Source organism: Janthinobacterium aestuarii, from assembly GCF_051380835.1.
Classification (GTDB): domain Bacteria; phylum Pseudomonadota; class Gammaproteobacteria; order Burkholderiales; family Burkholderiaceae_D; genus Janthinobacterium; species Janthinobacterium aestuarii.
The window spans coordinates 48,128-64,744 of the sequence record NZ_JBNYXU010000011.1 but is presented as its reverse complement, the minus strand read 5'-3'; the positions used below and the strand labels follow the sequence as shown (position 1 = coordinate 64,744).

22 protein-coding genes and 1 pseudogene are annotated in these 16,617 nt (G+C 58.9%); 7 read left to right on the top strand and 16 right to left on the bottom strand.

Annotated features, from left to right (window positions below):
• Window positions 1-4: 4 nt before the first annotated feature.
• The 11 genes from ACQ4WO_RS24305 to ACQ4WO_RS24255 form a co-directional block, all read right to left on the bottom strand.
• Window positions 5-640: a hypothetical protein gene (locus ACQ4WO_RS24305; protein ID WP_436483576.1), complete on the bottom strand. Its 636-nt coding sequence runs from the start codon at window positions 638-640 to the stop codon at window positions 5-7.
• Between the two features lie 6 nt (window positions 641-646).
• A complete protein-coding gene (locus ACQ4WO_RS24300) occupies window positions 647-1,513 on the bottom strand; it encodes a phosphoadenosine phosphosulfate reductase domain-containing protein (RefSeq protein WP_436483575.1) in 867 nt (288 codons plus the stop codon).
• Window positions 1,510-1,749 carry a hypothetical protein gene (locus ACQ4WO_RS24295; RefSeq protein ID WP_436483574.1) on the bottom strand — a complete coding sequence of 80 codons (240 nt, stop codon included), beginning with the start codon at window positions 1,747-1,749 and terminating at the stop codon, window positions 1,510-1,512. The genes ACQ4WO_RS24300 and ACQ4WO_RS24295 overlap by 4 nt, the downstream gene beginning before the upstream one ends.
• The gene (locus ACQ4WO_RS24290; protein ID WP_230538535.1) at window positions 1,743-1,895 is read right to left on the bottom strand and encodes a hypothetical protein; all 153 of its coding nucleotides are present in this window, start codon (window positions 1,893-1,895) and stop codon (window positions 1,743-1,745) included. Before ACQ4WO_RS24290 ends, ACQ4WO_RS24295 begins: the two co-directional genes overlap by 7 nt.
• Window positions 1,892-3,727 carry a replication endonuclease gene (locus ACQ4WO_RS24285; RefSeq protein WP_436483573.1) on the bottom strand — a complete coding sequence of 612 codons (1,836 nt, stop codon included), beginning with the start codon at window positions 3,725-3,727 and terminating at the stop codon, window positions 1,892-1,894. Before ACQ4WO_RS24285 ends, ACQ4WO_RS24290 begins: the two co-directional genes overlap by 4 nt.
• Window positions 3,717-4,094, bottom strand: a complete 378-nt coding sequence (locus ACQ4WO_RS24280) for a hypothetical protein (protein WP_436483572.1) — start codon at window positions 4,092-4,094, stop codon at window positions 3,717-3,719. The genes ACQ4WO_RS24285 and ACQ4WO_RS24280 overlap by 11 nt, the downstream gene beginning before the upstream one ends.
• Before the next feature lie 101 nt (window positions 4,095-4,195).
• Window positions 4,196-4,597: a hypothetical protein gene (locus ACQ4WO_RS24275; protein WP_436483571.1), complete on the bottom strand. Its 402-nt coding sequence runs from the start codon at window positions 4,595-4,597 to the stop codon at window positions 4,196-4,198.
• 119 nt (window positions 4,598-4,716) lie between these two features.
• Entirely contained in the window at window positions 4,717-4,980 is a 264-nt protein-coding gene (locus ACQ4WO_RS24270; RefSeq protein WP_070300963.1) for an Ogr/Delta-like zinc finger protein, read from the bottom strand.
• Complete coding sequence (locus ACQ4WO_RS24265; protein ID WP_436483570.1) at window positions 4,977-5,165, bottom strand: hypothetical protein; 189 nt, start codon at window positions 5,163-5,165, stop codon at window positions 4,977-4,979. Before ACQ4WO_RS24265 ends, ACQ4WO_RS24270 begins: the two co-directional genes overlap by 4 nt.
• 47 nt (window positions 5,166-5,212) lie before the next feature.
• Window positions 5,213-5,416 carry a hypothetical protein gene (locus ACQ4WO_RS24260; RefSeq protein WP_070292043.1) on the bottom strand — a complete coding sequence of 68 codons (204 nt, stop codon included), beginning with the start codon at window positions 5,414-5,416 and terminating at the stop codon, window positions 5,213-5,215.
• Between the two features lie 10 nt (window positions 5,417-5,426).
• The gene (locus ACQ4WO_RS24255; protein WP_436483569.1) at window positions 5,427-5,630 is read right to left on the bottom strand and encodes a YlcI/YnfO family protein; all 204 of its coding nucleotides are present in this window, start codon (window positions 5,628-5,630) and stop codon (window positions 5,427-5,429) included.
• Window positions 5,631-5,711: 81 nt separating this feature from the next.
• Between ACQ4WO_RS24255 and ACQ4WO_RS24250 the strand changes: the two genes are divergently transcribed.
• The 3 genes from ACQ4WO_RS24250 to ACQ4WO_RS24240 all read left to right on the top strand — a co-directional run bounded on the left by ACQ4WO_RS24250 (window position 5,712) and on the right by ACQ4WO_RS24240 (window position 7,303).
• Window positions 5,712-6,155 carry a helix-turn-helix domain-containing protein gene (locus ACQ4WO_RS24250; protein ID WP_436483568.1) on the top strand — a complete coding sequence of 148 codons (444 nt, stop codon included), beginning with the start codon at window positions 5,712-5,714 and terminating at the stop codon, window positions 6,153-6,155.
• Window positions 6,152-6,559: a hypothetical protein gene (locus ACQ4WO_RS24245; protein WP_436483567.1), complete on the top strand. Its 408-nt coding sequence runs from the start codon at window positions 6,152-6,154 to the stop codon at window positions 6,557-6,559. Before ACQ4WO_RS24250 ends, ACQ4WO_RS24245 begins: the two co-directional genes overlap by 4 nt.
• Before the next feature lie 66 nt (window positions 6,560-6,625).
• The gene (locus ACQ4WO_RS24240) at window positions 6,626-7,303 is read left to right on the top strand and encodes a hypothetical protein (protein ID WP_436483566.1); all 678 of its coding nucleotides are present in this window, start codon (window positions 6,626-6,628) and stop codon (window positions 7,301-7,303) included.
• A gap of 19 nt (window positions 7,304-7,322) precedes the next feature.
• Here ACQ4WO_RS24240 and ACQ4WO_RS24235 read toward each other — a convergent pair whose 3' ends face one another.
• The 3 genes from ACQ4WO_RS24235 to ACQ4WO_RS24225 are packed head-to-tail and all read right to left on the bottom strand — an operon-like array spanning window position 7,323 to window position 10,159.
• Window positions 7,323-8,567 (bottom strand): phage late control D family tail protein, encoded by a 1,245-nt coding sequence (locus ACQ4WO_RS24235; protein ID WP_436483565.1) that lies wholly within the window; start codon window positions 8,565-8,567, stop codon window positions 7,323-7,325.
• Window positions 8,564-9,172: a phage tail protein gene (locus tag ACQ4WO_RS24230; protein ID WP_436483564.1), complete on the bottom strand. Its 609-nt coding sequence runs from the start codon at window positions 9,170-9,172 to the stop codon at window positions 8,564-8,566. Before ACQ4WO_RS24230 ends, ACQ4WO_RS24235 begins: the two co-directional genes overlap by 4 nt.
• Before the next feature lie 15 nt (window positions 9,173-9,187).
• Window positions 9,188-10,159 (bottom strand): phage tail protein, encoded by a 972-nt coding sequence (locus ACQ4WO_RS24225; RefSeq protein ID WP_436483563.1) that lies wholly within the window; start codon window positions 10,157-10,159, stop codon window positions 9,188-9,190.
• Here ACQ4WO_RS24225 and ACQ4WO_RS24220 point away from each other — a divergent pair.
• Together ACQ4WO_RS24220 and ACQ4WO_RS24215 are read left to right on the top strand one after the other, a co-directional pair.
• Window positions 10,113-10,778, top strand: a pseudogene (locus ACQ4WO_RS24220) (phage portal protein); the annotation flags it as partial. The gene ACQ4WO_RS24225 and the pseudogene ACQ4WO_RS24220 overlap by 47 nt on opposite strands.
• Window positions 10,775-10,990, top strand: a complete 216-nt coding sequence (locus ACQ4WO_RS24215) for a hypothetical protein (protein WP_436483562.1) — start codon at window positions 10,775-10,777, stop codon at window positions 10,988-10,990. The pseudogene ACQ4WO_RS24220 and the gene ACQ4WO_RS24215, both read left to right, overlap by 4 nt.
• A 582-nt stretch (window positions 10,991-11,572) precedes the next feature.
• Here ACQ4WO_RS24215 and vsr read toward each other — a convergent pair.
• Both vsr and ACQ4WO_RS24205 read right to left on the bottom strand, forming a co-directional pair.
• Window positions 11,573-12,949, bottom strand: coding sequence for a DNA mismatch endonuclease Vsr (gene vsr / locus ACQ4WO_RS24210; RefSeq protein WP_436483720.1), 1,377 nt, complete (start codon window positions 12,947-12,949; stop codon window positions 11,573-11,575).
• A gap of 23 nt (window positions 12,950-12,972) precedes the next feature.
• On the bottom strand, window positions 12,973-14,055 hold the full coding sequence (locus tag ACQ4WO_RS24205) for a DNA cytosine methyltransferase (protein ID WP_436483561.1): 1,083 nt from the start codon (window positions 14,053-14,055) through the stop codon (window positions 12,973-12,975).
• A gap of 701 nt (window positions 14,056-14,756) precedes the next feature.
• On the opposite strand from ACQ4WO_RS24205, the gene trmB reads away from it, so the two are divergent.
• Together trmB and galE are read left to right on the top strand one after the other, a co-directional pair.
• Complete coding sequence (gene trmB / locus ACQ4WO_RS24200; protein ID WP_436483560.1) at window positions 14,757-15,437, top strand: tRNA (guanosine(46)-N7)-methyltransferase TrmB; 681 nt, start codon at window positions 14,757-14,759, stop codon at window positions 15,435-15,437.
• A 154-nt stretch (window positions 15,438-15,591) separates the two neighbouring features.
• A complete protein-coding gene (gene galE, locus ACQ4WO_RS24195; RefSeq protein ID WP_436483559.1) occupies window positions 15,592-16,611 on the top strand; it encodes a UDP-glucose 4-epimerase GalE in 1,020 nt (339 codons plus the stop codon).
• Window positions 16,612-16,617: the final 6 nt, after the last annotated feature.

Below are 16,617 nucleotides of genomic sequence, written 5' to 3'. Positions count from 1 at the left end.
TTCCTCATGCATGCACCGCACAGCGTCGAGCCAGGGCTACCAGCCAGTGCGCCAGTTCGGCCGGCGTGTGCTCGCGTTCTGCCTTGCCGCATTCCGGCCGCCAGCCCGGATCGCCTTTTCGGCGCCGCTCGCCGGCGCGGTTGCGGCCGGATGGCGCGATCACATGCGATGCGTCGCCCAGGACGATGGGCATGGCCGGTATTTGCACCGGCGAACAGCCGACGATGTACAGCAAGGTGGCCTTTTCGGCGCGGTGGCCAAAGGAGCTTTGGAAAATCGGCAGCGTCCAGCCACCAAATTTGTCCCGCTCGCCGATCGCTGGCAGCTCGCAGTGTGGCCAAAGGGTCGAGCGCTTCGGGTGCTCGAGCACGCCGCCGAACTTGCGCACCTGGGCGACGGCCCACACTGCAAGTTCCTTTTCACCTGGGCGGGGTTTGGCCAGGGCGCGCAATGTGCCCCAGGAGCGGCACGGCGGATGCGCTACCACGGGCATGCCGCCTGGCCAGGCGAGTGCATCACGCTGCGCATCCCAGGCATCGACCTCCGGCATGGTTTTGTAGATGGAATTGGCGCGCACGAACAGGACCGCCACATTGGGCTGCGGCAGTTTCCCTGTCGAAGCGTTTATTTGAATTTTCATGATCTTCTAATCCGTGCATCCACAATCGGTTAAGGCATCGTCGAAGGGGAACAGCTCCCCGTGATTCATCGCCATGTCATACATCGCCTGGTAACTGGGCCTGTCCTTGCGGAACCAGCCGCCAGCACCCGATCCGGCCGTTTGGGCATTCTTTTCCTGCTGTATCCACCACAGGGCACGGCTGGGCTTTTCCCGGATCAGGGATAACACCTGGTTGCCGCCTTTCAGGAAGCACAGATCGCAGTTGCCGTGCATCGTCTTGCCGCTCATATTCGGCAAGCCCAGGTCAAAATCTTGTGCTGCCCAAAACGCGCTGACGTCAGCCACGCTCAGGCCGGCCGCCGCCAGGGGCGCTTCTTTCACTTCGTGCTTGCCGTAGTCCTGCGTCGACAGCCGCGCCACGCGCACGGGCTCGTCTGCGCGCATGCCGATAAACGTGGTCCATTCGACCAGGCCTATCGACTTCAAATAGCGCTGCATTGGGCGTACCTTGAGTTCCGCCGTGCAAAAGCGCGCGACAGGGTTCGGGAGGAATTTCTTTTCGTCGTGCAGATCGGCGAACGGCTCGCCGCGGCGGCTGGCCGTAGCAAAGTCCACGATGGCAAATTCCTTGCCGCGCGCTTCATTGCGAGGGCGGTTTTCTATCCAGACGATGGGAACGCCCCAGCGGTCGCCGCAGTCGCGCACGAATTCAAGGGTCGCTTCCTCTTCCTTGCCGGTGTTGGCGAAGCACACCACCACGTCAGCCGGCAACGTGCCGCCATAGGCTTGAATCGTCATCCACAGCATCATGCCGCTGGTGCGGCCGCCGCTGAACGAAATGACGCCCGGGCCGTCGAATAGGAATGTCCTGTCCAAGCGGGAGGCTGTCATGCTTGGCACCCGACAGGAGCGACAGCCTTCTTGACCGCCTCGATGGCGCGCAGCGGCACCGCATGGAACATGCCCGGCCACTGGTGATCCAGCTCGACCCACGCATGCAGCTCGCCATTGCCCACGTCGCGGCGCAAGTCGTTGACGGTACCGGCCTGGTAGCCTTCGTCGGTATCGAATGTCACGCGGTCGCCCAGGGCTATTTGCCGCGGTGAATCGGTCAGGGTGGTCAGCATTGCGGTGCTCCTTTCAGTTTGGCGGTAACGCCGCACACGCCGTAGCGGTCGATGGCGGCGTCGATCACGTCACCGCTGGACGCGGCAACTTCAAAAAATTCAAAGCGTTCGGTTTGCGTGCGAACGGTCACGGCAAAGGTGCTCATGTGCCATCTCCTTCATGGGGTGGGTTGTCGGGGACGATCAGCCGGGGATACGGGCAGGCGTTGACGGCCGCCCAGGCGGCAATCAGCGAAGTTTTTGCCTCGTCGGGCAGATCGGGCACGGGCGCCGCCGGCGGCGTGGCCGGGGCAGGGCGGTCGGGGTGCGTACAGTTATTTACACGAGTCCGAGGAACGGCAACCCCAACAGCCACCGCGCGAGCGCCTGTGGCCTGTACCGGCGTCCACGTGTGGCGCACGGACTTGAAGACCACGCCAATCAGATCGCTGCAGCGCACGCCGTAGGGCGTGATACGTTGCGTTTCGCCGTAGCGGCCGATGACGGTTTTTTCGTCCTTGGCCAGCGTGACGACCAGCTCCTTGCGCGGCACCAGGGCGCCGCCTTGGGCGCGCAGGTATTCGGCCCAGCAGGCGCGTTTTTCGCCGTCGATCTTTTGCACGGCGTCCCAGGCGCGGCGCATGGCGGCCGGCGCTTCATTGAGCATGCTTTCCTCGATGCGGCGAAGTTCGCGCCACACGGTGACGGGCGCGCCGCCCCATTGCTGGAATTGGCGGATGCCCCAGCACGCGGCCCAGGACTCGACGCGCGCCGATGGCGTCAGCTCGACATCGCCTTCGGTGTCGGCCGTGACGACGTAGCCTTCTTTGGTCTTGTGGTCAGCCACGCCATCGATGTTCTTGGCCACGTACTTGGCGATGTAGCCGGCAGCGCTGCCCTTGGCCCAGTCGATGCGTTTGACGTCCACGCGGCGCGCGAAGGCGCCCGGTTCGCCACGGTCCACGCGCCAGGCGTAGCGCTTCATGATGCGGATGGCACGGCCTGCCACGTCCTGCAGGTGGGCCGTCTTGTATTTCGCGGTGGGGCGGACGAACAGCAGCAAATGCCAATGCGGACAGCCATCATGATGCGGTTCGGCGATGCGAAAGCCGTACAGGCCGATGCCACGGCGCGCCAGAGCGGAGCGGCACAGCGACGTCATCTTGCCCAGGTAGGCATTCGCTTCGCGCGGCGTGGACCCGTCGAACTTGTCATTTGGCTTGCCGCTGTACTGCATGGCGTGGAAGCGCGATGGGCACGTCCAGGTGACAAAAATACCCTGGTCGCCGCACTCGCGGGCGATCTGCTCGAAGCCGTTGATGCGCAACATCAATTCGCCGCGCCGTATGGCCTTGTTGGCGGTCGTTTTCTCGGCCAGCTCGGCGATACTGAATTGCTGGCCGTTCTCGTTCTGCACCAGGGTGGCGGCCAGCGCTGCCGCGTTGCGGCGGTTTTGAGCCAGGCGCGACAGCACGGCATCGTTGCTGGCGTAGGGTTCGCCGCGATAGTTCACATAGCCCAGGCGGATATTGCCGGCTTCAAAGGCGCGCTTGACGCGCTTGCGCAGTTGGCGGCGCCACCAGCGGGCGTCCACCAGGCGGGCGATGGTGTCCGTCAGCGCATCGAACTCAGGCAGTTCTATGCCATACGAGGCGCATTCGTCTTCCATGATCTGCAGGGCGTGCGTGTCGGACACGGCCATCCACAGCATCTTAGTGACGCCATCGGCCGCGCGCTCGGCGGTGGCCACGATATCGGCGTCGCTTTGCGACAGGTCAACGCCGGCCGGCACGTACAGGTCGGCGAACTCGCGCACGAAGCTGGTGGCGATGGATTCATAGACTCTGTACCAGGACGACCAGGCCATCTTGGCCATGGCGGCCGTGATGACGCGGTTGCGCCATTTGTAGGGGATGCGGGCCAGTTCGGGCGCGAAGTACGGGGAGCGCAAAAACGCCTCGTGGCGTTGGGCTGGCTTGAGAATTTCTTTAGATGGCATTCAACAGTCTTTCGTACACACGGATAGCGGCAGAGGTGGCGGCGCGCAGCTCGATGCGCTCTTCCTCGGTAAATGAGTGGATGGGCGACTCCCAGCGGTCGGCGTCCATGCCAGCGGCAATCAACACGGAACGTCGCGCGCCACGCGGCGACAATCCCCAGGCCTGGGCGATAAAGCGCGCCTCGCTGGCACGCCGCTGCTCGATGGCGCGCAAGCTGGCCCGCTCGGCCAGACTGGCTTTCGCCGCTGCGATGGCGGCCAGCGCCTCCGGCGCCCCTGGGGGCGTCGGTACGTCCCTGTCACGGGCGGCGAGGATGGTCGACGCTGGCAGGAACGACAGGTGATTGTCGATAAGAGACGCCGGCATCGCTCAGCCCTTGACGGCGCCGATGGCCTGCAGTACGGCAGGGGCGATGACGATCAGGAGCGACAGCAGCCAGATGCCGCAGGTTTTGGCCAGGCGCAGCATCAGCGTGCCCCTTCCTTGGTCAAATACCTGGCCCAGTACGTCAGCGTGCGCGACGAGCTGGTGCATTGCACGACGCCTGATTCGCTGGCTAACAGGTAGTGCAGCTCGATGGGCAGGCCATCGACCAGGCCGCGCTGGCTATCTGGCAGGAAGAAGCCGCCAAGCTGCAGCGCATGCAGGTCGCTGATGATAAAAGTGATATTGGCCGCGCCGTAGGCGTGGTAGGTCTTGGCAATCTCGCGGATGTACGCGGACAGCGCCCCGATGTCGGCGCCAGCGCTGGCATGCAGCAGGAAGCAGGTCGGGGCCACCGGCACGACGCATTTTTGCAGGGCCGGGAGGGCGGCGCCCGGCGCCGGGGAGTTGTCGGCATGACTGGTGGCGTACAGCGTGGTTTTCATCGGTTTCCTTATTTTTGGTTGAACGAATCCCGCACGCTCAAAAGGGAGCGCTGCAGGGCACAGCAAAAGAGGGGAGTTACGGCGGCCGGGCTACGGCGGTGCGAGGATCGGGATAGTCATCAGCAGCCTGCCGTCAGGTCCAGGGCCAGCTGGCTGGTGGCTGCCGTGCGCGCATGCTGGGACATCGGGATGCGGATATCCGGCTTGGGCATGGCGGACAACGAGAGGGTGCGTAGCACTTCCAGGCCTGCCACGAAGGAGTGCCCGCATTCGGGGTTCTGGCACATGTAGGTGATTTCCTTGAACATGGCGGACATCGTGCGGCTTTTGACGGCGCGGACGGTGTATTCGCAATGCGGGCAGGGCAGGCCGATGACTCTCATTTCAGCTTTCTTTCCACTTGGTACAGGGCGCGACCGCGACCCGTCATGTTTTTTGACTGCTTGCGTAAGCGCGACTTGACGAGCCATTCAGCCGCCTGCTCGATACTTTCCAGTCCCTGGCGTTGGCGCACGATTTCTAGCAACGCGCGCTCGTCGTCATTGAGATTAATTTGGTGATCTGGCATGTGGGTAGCTTTGCAGTTGCTTAAAAGTTACTATTCAGTGTCTCGGATTAAGCACTGCGAAGCTGTACGCTGTCGATGTTGGCTTCGTCACCGGCAATAACTGCCAAGGCTTCACGCATGACGATCTGGCGCACTAGTACCGCAAGTGCTTCGCCTTGGTAGTCGGCGAGCGAGGAAACAAGCTGGTGTTCGTAATCGTCCAGGCGCAGCATGACGCGGTGGTTGCGGATACGTTTTGCGTCGGGATACATGACGTTGTCCTTAGTGGGTGAATTGGGAAGCGATTTCGCGCTTGTAGTCAGCCAGACCGCGCAAAATCAGGAAGCGCAAGAACCAGGCCCTGGATCGTTGTTGCGCAGCGGCAAGGGCTTCAACTTCCAGCACCTCATCAGGTGCCAGACGGACGCCCAAAGGCTGCGAAGTGGCGCCTTTGGGAGTACGCCCGATTTTGGATACGTTTTTCATAATGTTATGATGTGTAATCGCTACAGGATGGCGTAACTATAGTGTACGAACGTACACCTGTCAATGAGATTTAGTGAAAATATGAGCACCATCGGCGAAGCATTGAAGGCGGAGCGCCTCCGCTTGGGTATGAATCAAGAAGATTTTGGCGCTGCAGGTGGCGTGAAAAAACGTACTCAAATATCGTATGAACAGGACGAGCGATCCCCAGACGCAGTTTATTTACGGGCCATATCCGCTATTGGTGTGGATGTTCAATTCATCCTTACTGGCGATCAGGCGGCGGCCTCGTTGACAGACGACGAGAAGGAATTGTTATCGGGATATCGTGGTTTGGATATTCGCGGCAAGGCGGGAGTATTAGGGATGATTGACGGTATGACCGCAGCTCCTGCGACCAAGCCCGCGCCACAAAAGTCGGATACTGCTACCCCCACTGTAATTTTCCATGGCAAAGTCGGCCAGCAGGTAACTGGCGATGTAACGGGGAAGCAGACATTCAACGTTGGTACAAAGAAAAAATGAAGGCCATTTTAATATCGCTGCTCTTTGCCGCATTGCCAATTTCATCTTCTTACGCAAACGGGTCTATCTCCGACGCAAAAAAAATCAAAATGGCCTTAGCCCGCATTCCGGTGACGGATAAAGACCTTGGCTATAAAGACCTTAACGCGCGCCTCCCGAAAGTTGGCATGTCCGTGGAGTTCGTTAAGATAACGAAGGTCGCTAAAGGCGAGGACGAACCACCGTACATCTTTGCTGGGGATGAGATTATAGATATTTTTCTAAGTGAGCCGAACCAGACTGTGAAAGCCATTTGCCCAATCAGCGGCGGCCAGGCCTCGTATGTCATACGCGGCAAGAAAATCATTCCGCAGACGCGCACTGCCCACTGGCTGATGACCAACAAGTGCGATTACAAAGGCTAGACCGACTGAGGATCCTTTAGTCGATGACTGCAGATTAGTTTTGGTTGTGGAAAGTAAAGTTATCAAATGTCTGAAAAAATTGAATTCAAGCGTGAAGTAGGGCAAGCGGTTATTGGAAACGTGAATGAGGCGCCGCGCTTGAGCAACGTAGTCACGCTACATGTTGGCGACAAGGAAAAGGAGGTTGAGCTGATTACCTCCTATCAGCGTTCAAACATCAAATTGCTGGTGGACAAGCTTGCCAGCCTAATTGGCGATGAGGATGTAAAAATATATCGAGGACTTATTACCGATTATGGCCTTCAAAGATTCAAGGAGTTACCTAGAAGTAAGTATCAAGAGGTAAAAACTACCCTAGAGGAAAGGATTGACGAGGCAGGAAAGTCCCTTGATACCCCAACCTGTGCCGTTAAATCCCCTCAAGTTACAGCTCACCATGTGCACACTGCGCTACCCTGCATCGCGTGTGCTGAAAAAACGATCAGCTTTATACGTCTGCAACGCACCGCTCGCTTGCAACTCGCCGCCTTGATTTCATGCCTGATTGCTTGTGGCTGGCTACTTTACAAAGTTCAAGCACCTGCTGATCATGATGTTAATCCGGCAAAAGACGGGAAATGCTTCATTGCCGGAAAGGCTTATACTGCCGGGCATATTGAGCGATCACGCGGCAAAGCGATGGAATGTGTCGGCGCGGTAGGTGATATGCCAGCTATGTGGCTGGATGCAAATCGAGGGCAATAAGCCAGCGCGGAACCAGCTACTATTGAGTGCTGGCCACGTCCTCCTTGTTTTCACGAATTATTTCTCGTACTTCCTCGATATGCCTCCACGCATGCAGGGCCGCCCGCTTCGCGGCCTGCTTGCTCTTATAAATATGCTCCAGCGTCTTGAGCTTGCCCGTGGTGCCGGTCTGCTCCTGCCCCGCCTTTTTCTTCTTCGCCGCCACATCCTTCCACTTGGCCAGCACGCCCGTGATGCCTTCGTCCGGGTCTTTCTCATCCTCGCGCTCGGCCTCGACCGCTTCCGTCTTCGTTTCAAACTCCACCCGCGTGGTAAAGCCGCTGCCGCCCAGGCTGTGCGTGACCTTGACCGATAGCCATTCGATGGCGTCGATCTCGGGCTTGAAGCCTGTCACGGTGACGGGCGATTGCGGGAACACAGCCGGGTTACCCAGGGCTAGGCTCATTTCAAAGGTGGCCAGGCCGCGCAGGATGCGCTGCCATTCGGCCACGGCCGCCGCGCGCGCGTCCGTTTCGTTGGCAAAGGTGGTGCGCAGGCGCTTGCTGTTGCCGGGCACGCCAGCCACGACGCTGCGGCGGCGCGCGTAGCGCTCGTCGTGCCAGAAGGCGCGCACGCCCGTGTAGGCGTCGCTTTCGGCGCTGTGGTAGCGGTGGCCATCGCCCAAGGCGCGCGTGATGGGGATGACGGGCAGCGCCTTGCCGCTGGCCGTGCGGCTCTGGTTGATGGGGATGAAGAGCAGGGTGTCGTTCTTGACGGTGGCCACCGCGTCGTATTTCCTGCCCAGCCGGCGCAGGAAGGCCGCGTCGCTTTCGTGGGTCTGGTCGATGTGCTCGACGGCGGTATCGCGCAGGCGCGCCGACACGCCCGACGCCAGCTCATTGCGGAAGGCAATCGCCTCGATGATGGCGCCCAAGGTGGTCTTGTGAAAGCTGTGTTCCTGCTGCTGCTTGAAGGTGTCTATCAGGTTGGCTGACCTGGCGCGCAGGGTGATGGTGTCGGGCGCACCGCTGTGCTCCACCTCGTCGACGGTGAATTTGCCCATGTCCACCAGGCCGGACGATTGCCAGCCCAGCGCCAGGGCGATCTGCGCGCCGCGCGGTGGCAGGGCCAGCTTGCCGTCGCTGTCATCCAGGGAAATGTCGAGCTGGTCGCTCTCGTCGCCACGGCACAGGGTCAGGCTCAGATTGATTAGCCGCGGTGAAACGATGGCCGTCAAATCCTTGTCCTCGATGCTGACCTTGAAGGCGGGGATATGCTCGCTCATTTGAACTTGTCCGCCGCGCTGCCGATGGCGCCGCTGATGCTGCCGCCGATCTTGTCTTTCATGTCGCTGACAACGCCGCCGTATTTCGAGGTGATGCCGCCGACCACATTGCCCACCACGCTGCCCACGGCATTCCTGGCCGCGCCGGCTATGCTGCTGGTCATGCCGTCGATGCTGAGCATGTTTTTCAGGTCGCCGATGTCGCCCAGGCCGACCATGGCCAGCACGCCGCCGTCGTCTCGCTTGAGCGCAATCGAGAACTCGACGCGGCGCGCGCCGCCGCTGCCGTCGAGGATGGTGCGGCCTTCCGTCATGCTGGTGATGCGGTAGGAGCCGAGAATGCGGCCCGTGCCCTGGATCAGTATCCACGATTTGCCCGTGTCGGCCATCATGCGCAGCGCATCGAGCGAGTATAGGGAGCCGGTCAGTTCCGGCGCCACCCAGCCCGACAGGGTAATGGTGTCGTCGCCGGGCCCCACATACTGGTGTGCGTCGCGCAGGCCCACGCGCGCCGTGCTGGCGTGCTTCCATTCTGTTTGCCGCTGCAGCTCGTGATAGGCCAGCGTCGGCAGGCTGAACACGAACATTCCTAAAATCATCATCATGGTGTGCTTCTTTCTTTAATCGTGGTCGCGCAGGGAAGAGCGGATGCGTGCCGCCTTTTCGCGGTCGCGTTGTTCCATGGCCGCATACACGGCGCGGGCGATTGCCTGCGGATCGGAACCGGCTTGCGCCTGGATGGTGATTTCGATCTTGTCGCCTTGAATGCTCAATCCGGCACCAAACCCTCCGTGGGCCAACGGCGCGCGCGTGTCGAAGGCACTTGCCGGCAAGGCCGTGGCCGTGCCGATGGCGATGCCGGCGCCCAATTGCGTCAGGCGCTGCGCCAGGCCGGAAACCTTGGCAATGGGCGCGCCTTCGCTGCGGTCCAGGCCCACGGCCAAGCCTTGCATGGTGTAGTCACCGAGCTGGGCAAACACGCGGCTCGGGCTGTGGATGCCCAGCTTTTCCTTGAACCAGGCAATGGTGCTGGAACCGGCATTGCTGATGGCGTCCTTGACGGCCCCCATGGAACCGGTGATGCCGTTGACCAGGCCGCGCAGGATGTTGGCGCCGAACTCGGTGAACTGCGCCGGCAGCTTGATGCCGAACCAGCTCATGACGCCCGCGAAGGCCTGGTAAAACACGCCGACCGGCGACCAGTTGATAATCAGGGCGCTGATGCTGGCCATGCCGCCGCCGAACGTGGCTTGCATCCGCGACCACAGATCGGCAATGAACCCGGCCAGCGGCGCCAGCCCCGCGACGATGCTGCGGCAAATGTTGGCGGCAAAGTCGGTGAACTTGGCCGGCAGCGCAATGCCGAACCAGCCCAGCACGCCCGCGAAGGCACGATAGAACAGGGCGAGCGGTGTCCAGTTGGCGATCAGGGCGCTGACGCCGCCAATGCCACCGGCAAACGCCGTCTTGACGTGCGACCAGATGCCCGTGAAGAAACCCTTGATCGGCTCCCAGTATTTGTAGATCAGGAAGGCGCTGGCGTACCAGCATGCCCTGGCCAAGTACATGCGGCGCGGTGTCGATTTGGACACGTATTTCTTCGTGAATGGCTACCAGGCCGTGCACCAGTTCGACAAGGGCCGCGTGTTTCACCTGATGGAGCCGGACGTGAACCAGGAGCTGTACGGCGTGCCGCAATACCTGAGCGCCTTGCAATCGGCCTGGCTTAACGAGGCGGCCACCCTGTTCCGCCGCAAGTACTACAAGAACGGCTCGCATGCCGGCTTTGTGTTCTACATGACGGATGCCGCGGCAAACACGCAGGACGTGGACAATCTGCGCCAGGCCATGCGCGACAGCAAGGGACCGGGCAACTTCCGCAACCTGTTTATGTATGCGCCGAACGGCAAGAAAGACGGCATCCAGATTCTGCCGGTGTCGGACGTGGCCGCCAAGGACGAGTTTTTCAACATCAAGAGCGTGACGCGCGATGACCAGCTGGCCGCGCATCGCGTGCCGCCGCAGCTGATGGGCATTCTACCGAACAATGCCGGCGGCTTTGGCGCCGTCGAGCCTGCCGCGCGCGTCTTCGCGCGCAACGAGCTGGTGCCCCTGCAGGCGCAGTTCATGGCGATCAACGAGTGGGCGGGCGTGGAGGTGGTGAAGTTCGCGCCGTATGACCTGGGCCTGGGCAAGGAGACAGCGCAATGAGCGACCATATCGACAACACCGACAAGATCATCTTCGCGGAGGTGGCGCGGGGCTTGGCTGCTGTGCGGCGCCGGCCTGGCTTGGCGCCGCACGGCTGCTGCCACTACTGCGACGAGGCGCTGGCGCCCGCGCTGCTGTTCTGCGATGTGGACTGCCGCGACGACTACGACAAGGAGCAGGCGGCCAAGGTCCGCGCCGGCCGCACAGAATGACCGCCACGCCGCGCTAGCCGGCGGGGCGAGGCCGCGCCAGCCCTGCCGCCCCGGAGCGCCCCAGCCACCGGACAAGCCGCCCATGAGGCGGCTTTTTCACGTCCCGACGACTGACGTTGTACCAGAAGCAAGAAAAAAGCCCATTTCGGCCCGGCGCGCGCAGTTGTCCCCCCTCCACACCTGCCCGCTATATAGGGCTCTTTTGACTCAAATTTGCGCCATGGCCGAAGGCGCATGAGGACTGGCCCGGCGGGGCGAAGAGGGCGCGCGCGTTTTGACGCATTTTGACGCACTTTGAGCGGTTTTTTTCGTGGCCTACTATTTACCGTGGGAATGGTGTGTTTCGCGCTGTGGCGGGCGTTAATCGCGGTTGAAATGTACTTCCGTGGTTGGTTTGGTGTAATGTTCGTGATGATCGGGGGAGCGGATTTCGTCCTGAATTTACCGCAGGACGAAATCGCGTATTGATGGTTTTTTACTGAGGGAAGAACTTCGCTTTAGATGGAGCACAACGCGCGGGTAATCCAGCTTGAACAACGTATCAAATTCCATCAGCGCCTACGCTGATTCAATGCTGGACGACTAATTACCGCTCTTTAAATAATCATCGACTTCGATATCCAGTGCGTGGATTTCGTCATGATGTACATTACAAAGGGTGATGAGATTTTCCGCTGTGTTAGCACCGCCGCTCACGTGGTGCACTCGATGATGCAGTTCCAAAATCTTGCGTGGGTCAGAGGGCGAAACGTCACTGTGCTTCCAAAAACACTTCTGGCAAGCCATCCCGTCTCGCTGAAGTACGACAACACGAACTGCGTCCGGGATTCGGCGATCGTGGGCAGGCAACTGCCGATCCTCCTCCAAGACATAGACGCCAATAGGAAGATCTTGGCGACCTTGCGATCGCGTCACCAAGGGCCATCCTAGCTGTGTCCTCAACTCCCTTGCACGCCGCGCCCATTCGGTTTTGTCACCTGAAACGTACCTAAGTTCCTCACCAGTAACCTGTTTGCCAATATTTTGCCGCAGGAAGGCAAGAATCTTGTCCTGAACGGATGCATTTGACTTCCGAATAGTTTTTGATAGGTTCCAGCGGTAAGCAGCCTCAAGATCTTGAGTGTCCCGCATCAGTAAATACTCCTCTGGCTTCATTGACGACAATGGCCTGCCGTCAATTTCTATCAAAGTATCTTCTTCCTCTGCTTCGGCCAGCTCTTTTGCGGTAAGGCCACTTAAGATCGACCAGCCGAGTTCAACGCGCAATTCTCTTACCCTGCGTGCCCACTCACTGATCCCTGACACGACCATTAGCTCGTCGCCGTGGATGATCTTTTGAGGGTACGACTTCAGATAAAAAATGATGCGATCACGTGCTGCCGGAATGTCTTGATTAATCAACGAACTGCCAAGATCACGGAGTAAATGAAACGCGGGAACCAGAGCCAAGACCTTGTGCCTTAGGTCATCATTTTGCAGATCGACCCCGAAGTTCTTAAGGGCCTCTGCTAACTGAGTTCTAATCAGCTCTGGGGTATTTTTGACTGGTCTGCGCGCCATTTGGATCCGATCTTCTAGGGTTTTAATTAATTCGTTTACACATCGCTCGGCGTCGTCCTTTAACTCATGTTCCCAAAAACGAACCACTGTCCATCCAAGTTCGACAAGTCCGGCATTTACATTTTGATCGCGCAGAGAGTTCTTAGTAAGCTTCTCAGACCAAAAAACGGAGTTGGTCTTCGGTTTCTGACCGTGGATAGGGCAAGCATGCCAGAAACAGCCATCGATGAAAACGGCAATTTTTGCTGAAACGAATACTAAATCGGGCTTGCCGAGTAGTCTTCTTCCGAGACGATATCGTAGGCCCCGCGCCCACAGAGCTTTACGAAAGTTGACTTCCAGACTTGTATCTTTGTTTTTTACTCTGGACATGCAACGACTTCGTTGCTGTGGCGTCATCACGTCTGTCACACGATATCCAGTCAGGCGGCCTTTTTAATTTTCGTCGTGTCCAACATTTCCCTGACCATTTTAGAAATGGCACCAGCAAACGGAGGGCAAACAGCGTTACCAATTTGGCGTGCGACTTCGGTCTTACTTCCGGCAAACTCGAAATCGTCAGGGAATCCCATGAGACGTGCAGCTTCCCGATGGGTAATTGGGCGGTGTTTTACAGGATGGAGGTATCGACCTTTTTCAGGTTTGAAGAACTCGGTCCTGATAGTGACCGATGGCTTGTCCCACCAAAGGCGACCGAACAAATCCGTTCCTCCTGAAGTCTTGCGAACCCAACAGTCAGGTGTCAACTCAGGCGCATTCTTAAAGAGGTCAAATCGGTTACCACCTGGGGGAACAACCTTGTACCGAGCCAAACTTTTTGCCGTTGGATTTCGCCCAAAGTGAAGGTTTAAATGCCCTTCGATATCACGAATTTCAACGCCGACAGGATCAGGAAGATCGCCAATAGCATCCTTCACCGTAACCCAGTCGGGCAGGCCATCTTTGGCGCCTGGCGCAGAGCGCGTTTGCTGAGGGGGAAAAGCCGGACGAGCAACCCCAGCTTTCGCGTGCCACCCAACAATGACTGCGCGGCGCCGCACTTGTGGAGCACCAAAGTCGGCGGCATTCAATATTGCTGCCTCAATCTCGAAGCCCATTTTTTCAGCGCGACGAGCAATATCCTCGAACTCTGACGACTTGAGCAATTCTTTGACGTTCTCCATCACGAATACCTTGGCCCCGCTGGCCTTAACAATATCCATGTACGGTTCCCACAACGCACGGCGAACATCGCCTTCGCGGTTTTTGTTCAACAGACTGAAACCTTGGCACGGGGGGCCGCCGATCACAACGTCTGCCTGAGGAATGGTTGGCTTGCTTTCTAACCAGACTTCAATGTTTCCCGAGACCGATTTGCCACCGAATGCATCCTCATGGGTCTTAATCGCGGCAGAGTCATTGTCAACTGCAAGAACGCACTTGAAGCCGCCACCAAAGCGTTTGTCAACGAAGCCTAGCGTCATGCCGCCAGCTCCGCAAAATAGGTCAATTACTCGATATGTCATTGGTTGTTTCTCTTGCAAGTTGCATCAGTGAATCTGGGGAGCGAAGCCATAATTATGGCTTGCATTGCATGCCACACCCAGCTTTTTTTGCGAGTTCCGCATCAAACAACTGTATAAAACAACAGTTGTTTGATGCGGGGCAAAAAGTCGAACGCGAGGGGATCCTCACTATCGAACTGGGCTACGGCTCGACCGGATGTGGGTACGCAGTGATTCCGTCTTTGTTTTGGTAATGCGTTATTGGCTGAAGATGGCATACGCAAGAAGTTTTGCGCCGATGAGTAGGTGTCATTTTGACATTGTTCGTGATGCCGCATAAAACGAGTTTACTACATCGCTGCGTTCACTGCCCCGCATCTCCGCGCGCTTTGGGCTTGCGTTTGAAGATCCTTTATTAGTTAAATTAGCAATTCAGTCCTTGGATCGGTACTATTTGGATGAATAGTTTGCTCCACAAACGTAAAATGCACCGCATGGCTGCTGGCTTGTGCGGCTGCTATAATGTCACTTTTGCGGAGCAGAAACGGGCCGCAAGCCCGCATGGTTGTTGAGTTGCTTGTCGAGCTTCCCAAGCTTACGACGAGGGTTCGATTCCCTTCACCCGCTCCATTTTTCGCTGGCGCCTGGCTTTGTGTGGCGCGGCTACTTATTTCTTCACTTCCATGTCTTCTGATACCCCAGCAAACGGCCCGGCGCGGCCGATGATGTACGATCCGACCGAACACCGCATCCGTAGTTTCGTGACCCGCGCGGGACGGCTGTCTGTCGCGCAGGCGCGCGCGCTTGAGATCTTGGGGCCGCAGTTCCTGTTGCCTTTCGCCAAGGAGTCCATGGATTTCGAGCAGGTGTTTGGCCGCAAGGCGCCGGTCATCCTGGAAATCGGTTTTGGCATGGGTGCGACGACGTCGCATATCGCCAAGGCCATGCCGGAGAAGGATTTCATCGGTGTGGAAGTGCACACACCTGGCGTCGGCAGCCTGTTGAAGCTGATCGGCGAAGAGTCGCTGACGAATCTGCGCCTGCTGCAGCACGATGCCGTGGAAGTGCTCACGCACATGATTCCAGCCAATTCGCTGGCCGGCATCCACGTGTTTTTCCCCGATCCATGGCATAAGGCGCGCCACAACAAGCGCCGCCTGATCCAGTCGCCGTTCGTCAAGCAATTGACCGATCGCCTGGCGCCGGGTGGCTATCTGCATTGCGCTACCGATTGGGAAGATTACGCGGTGCAAATGCTGGAAGTGCTGGGCGCCGAGCCGCAGTTGCAAAATAGCGCTGAGGGCTATGCGCCGCAACCGGCGTATCGTCCGCTGACCAAATTTGAAAATCGCGGCTTGAAGCTGGGCCATGGCGTGTGGGACTTGGTGTTCATCAAGAAGTAAGCGCCTGGTCACGGCTTGCTTGCCGATACTGATTGCACGAGGATGAGCCTGCTGCGGTGACGCAGCGGGCTTTTTATTGTTCGCGTTTTCGTGTGCAGGCTAGTCAAGGCGCAAAAATTCCGTTAGCCTTATCTTTTTTGCACTGATTGATATTATGACCAAGAAAATACTCGTGACTGGCGCATCCGGCTTTATCGGTTCGCATACCTGCGTCGAATTGCTGGCCGCTGGCTTTGATGTGGTCGCAGTGGACAATCTGTGCAACAGCGCGCGCGAAGCGATGGCGCGGGTCGAGCGTATTGCCGGCAAAAGCGTGCCCTTCTATGAAGCGGACGTGCGCGACCGTGCCGCCATGGCCGCCGTCTTGCGTGAGCACGCCATCGATGCCGTGATCCATTTCGCAGGCTTGAAAGCCGTGGGCGAATCCGTGGCACAGCCACTGATGTATATGGATAACAATGTGTCGGGCACCGTGGCGCTGCTGGAAGTGCTGGCGGCGGCGAACGTGAAGCGATTTGTGTTCAGCTCGTCGGCCACCGTGTATGGCGATCCGGAAGCTTTGCCGATTGTGGAATCGTCACGACTGTCCGTGACCAACCCGTACGGTCGCTCGAAGCTGATGGTGGAGCAGATCCTGGGCGATCTCGTGCATGCTGATGCTCAATGGCAAGTCGGCGTGCTGCGCTACTTTAATCCCGTCGGCGCACATGCCAGCGGCTTGATCGGTGAAGATCCTGCCGGCATCCCGAACAATCTGATGCCCTTCATCGCCCAAGTGGCCGTCGGCCGCCGCGAGCGTCTGGCCGTCTTCGGCAATGACTACGATACGCCGGATGGCACGGGCGTGCGCGATTACATCCATGTGGTCGATTTGGCGCAGGGCCACGTGGCCGCGTTAAACCGCCTGTTCTCCACCGAGGGCGGCTTTACCGTCAATCTGGGCACGGGCCACGGCTACAGCGTGCTCGAGACCGTACGCGCCTTCGAGGCCGCCAGCGGCCGCAAGGTCCCCTACGATATCGTGCCACGCCGCCCCGGCGACATCGCCAGCTGCTACGCCTCGGCCGACAAGGCAAAGCAATTGCTGGGCTGGCAAGCGCAGAAAAACATCGACGACATGTGCCGCGACCACTGGCGCTGGCAGCACCAGAACCCGCAAGGCTACGCAGCTTGAAGCAAA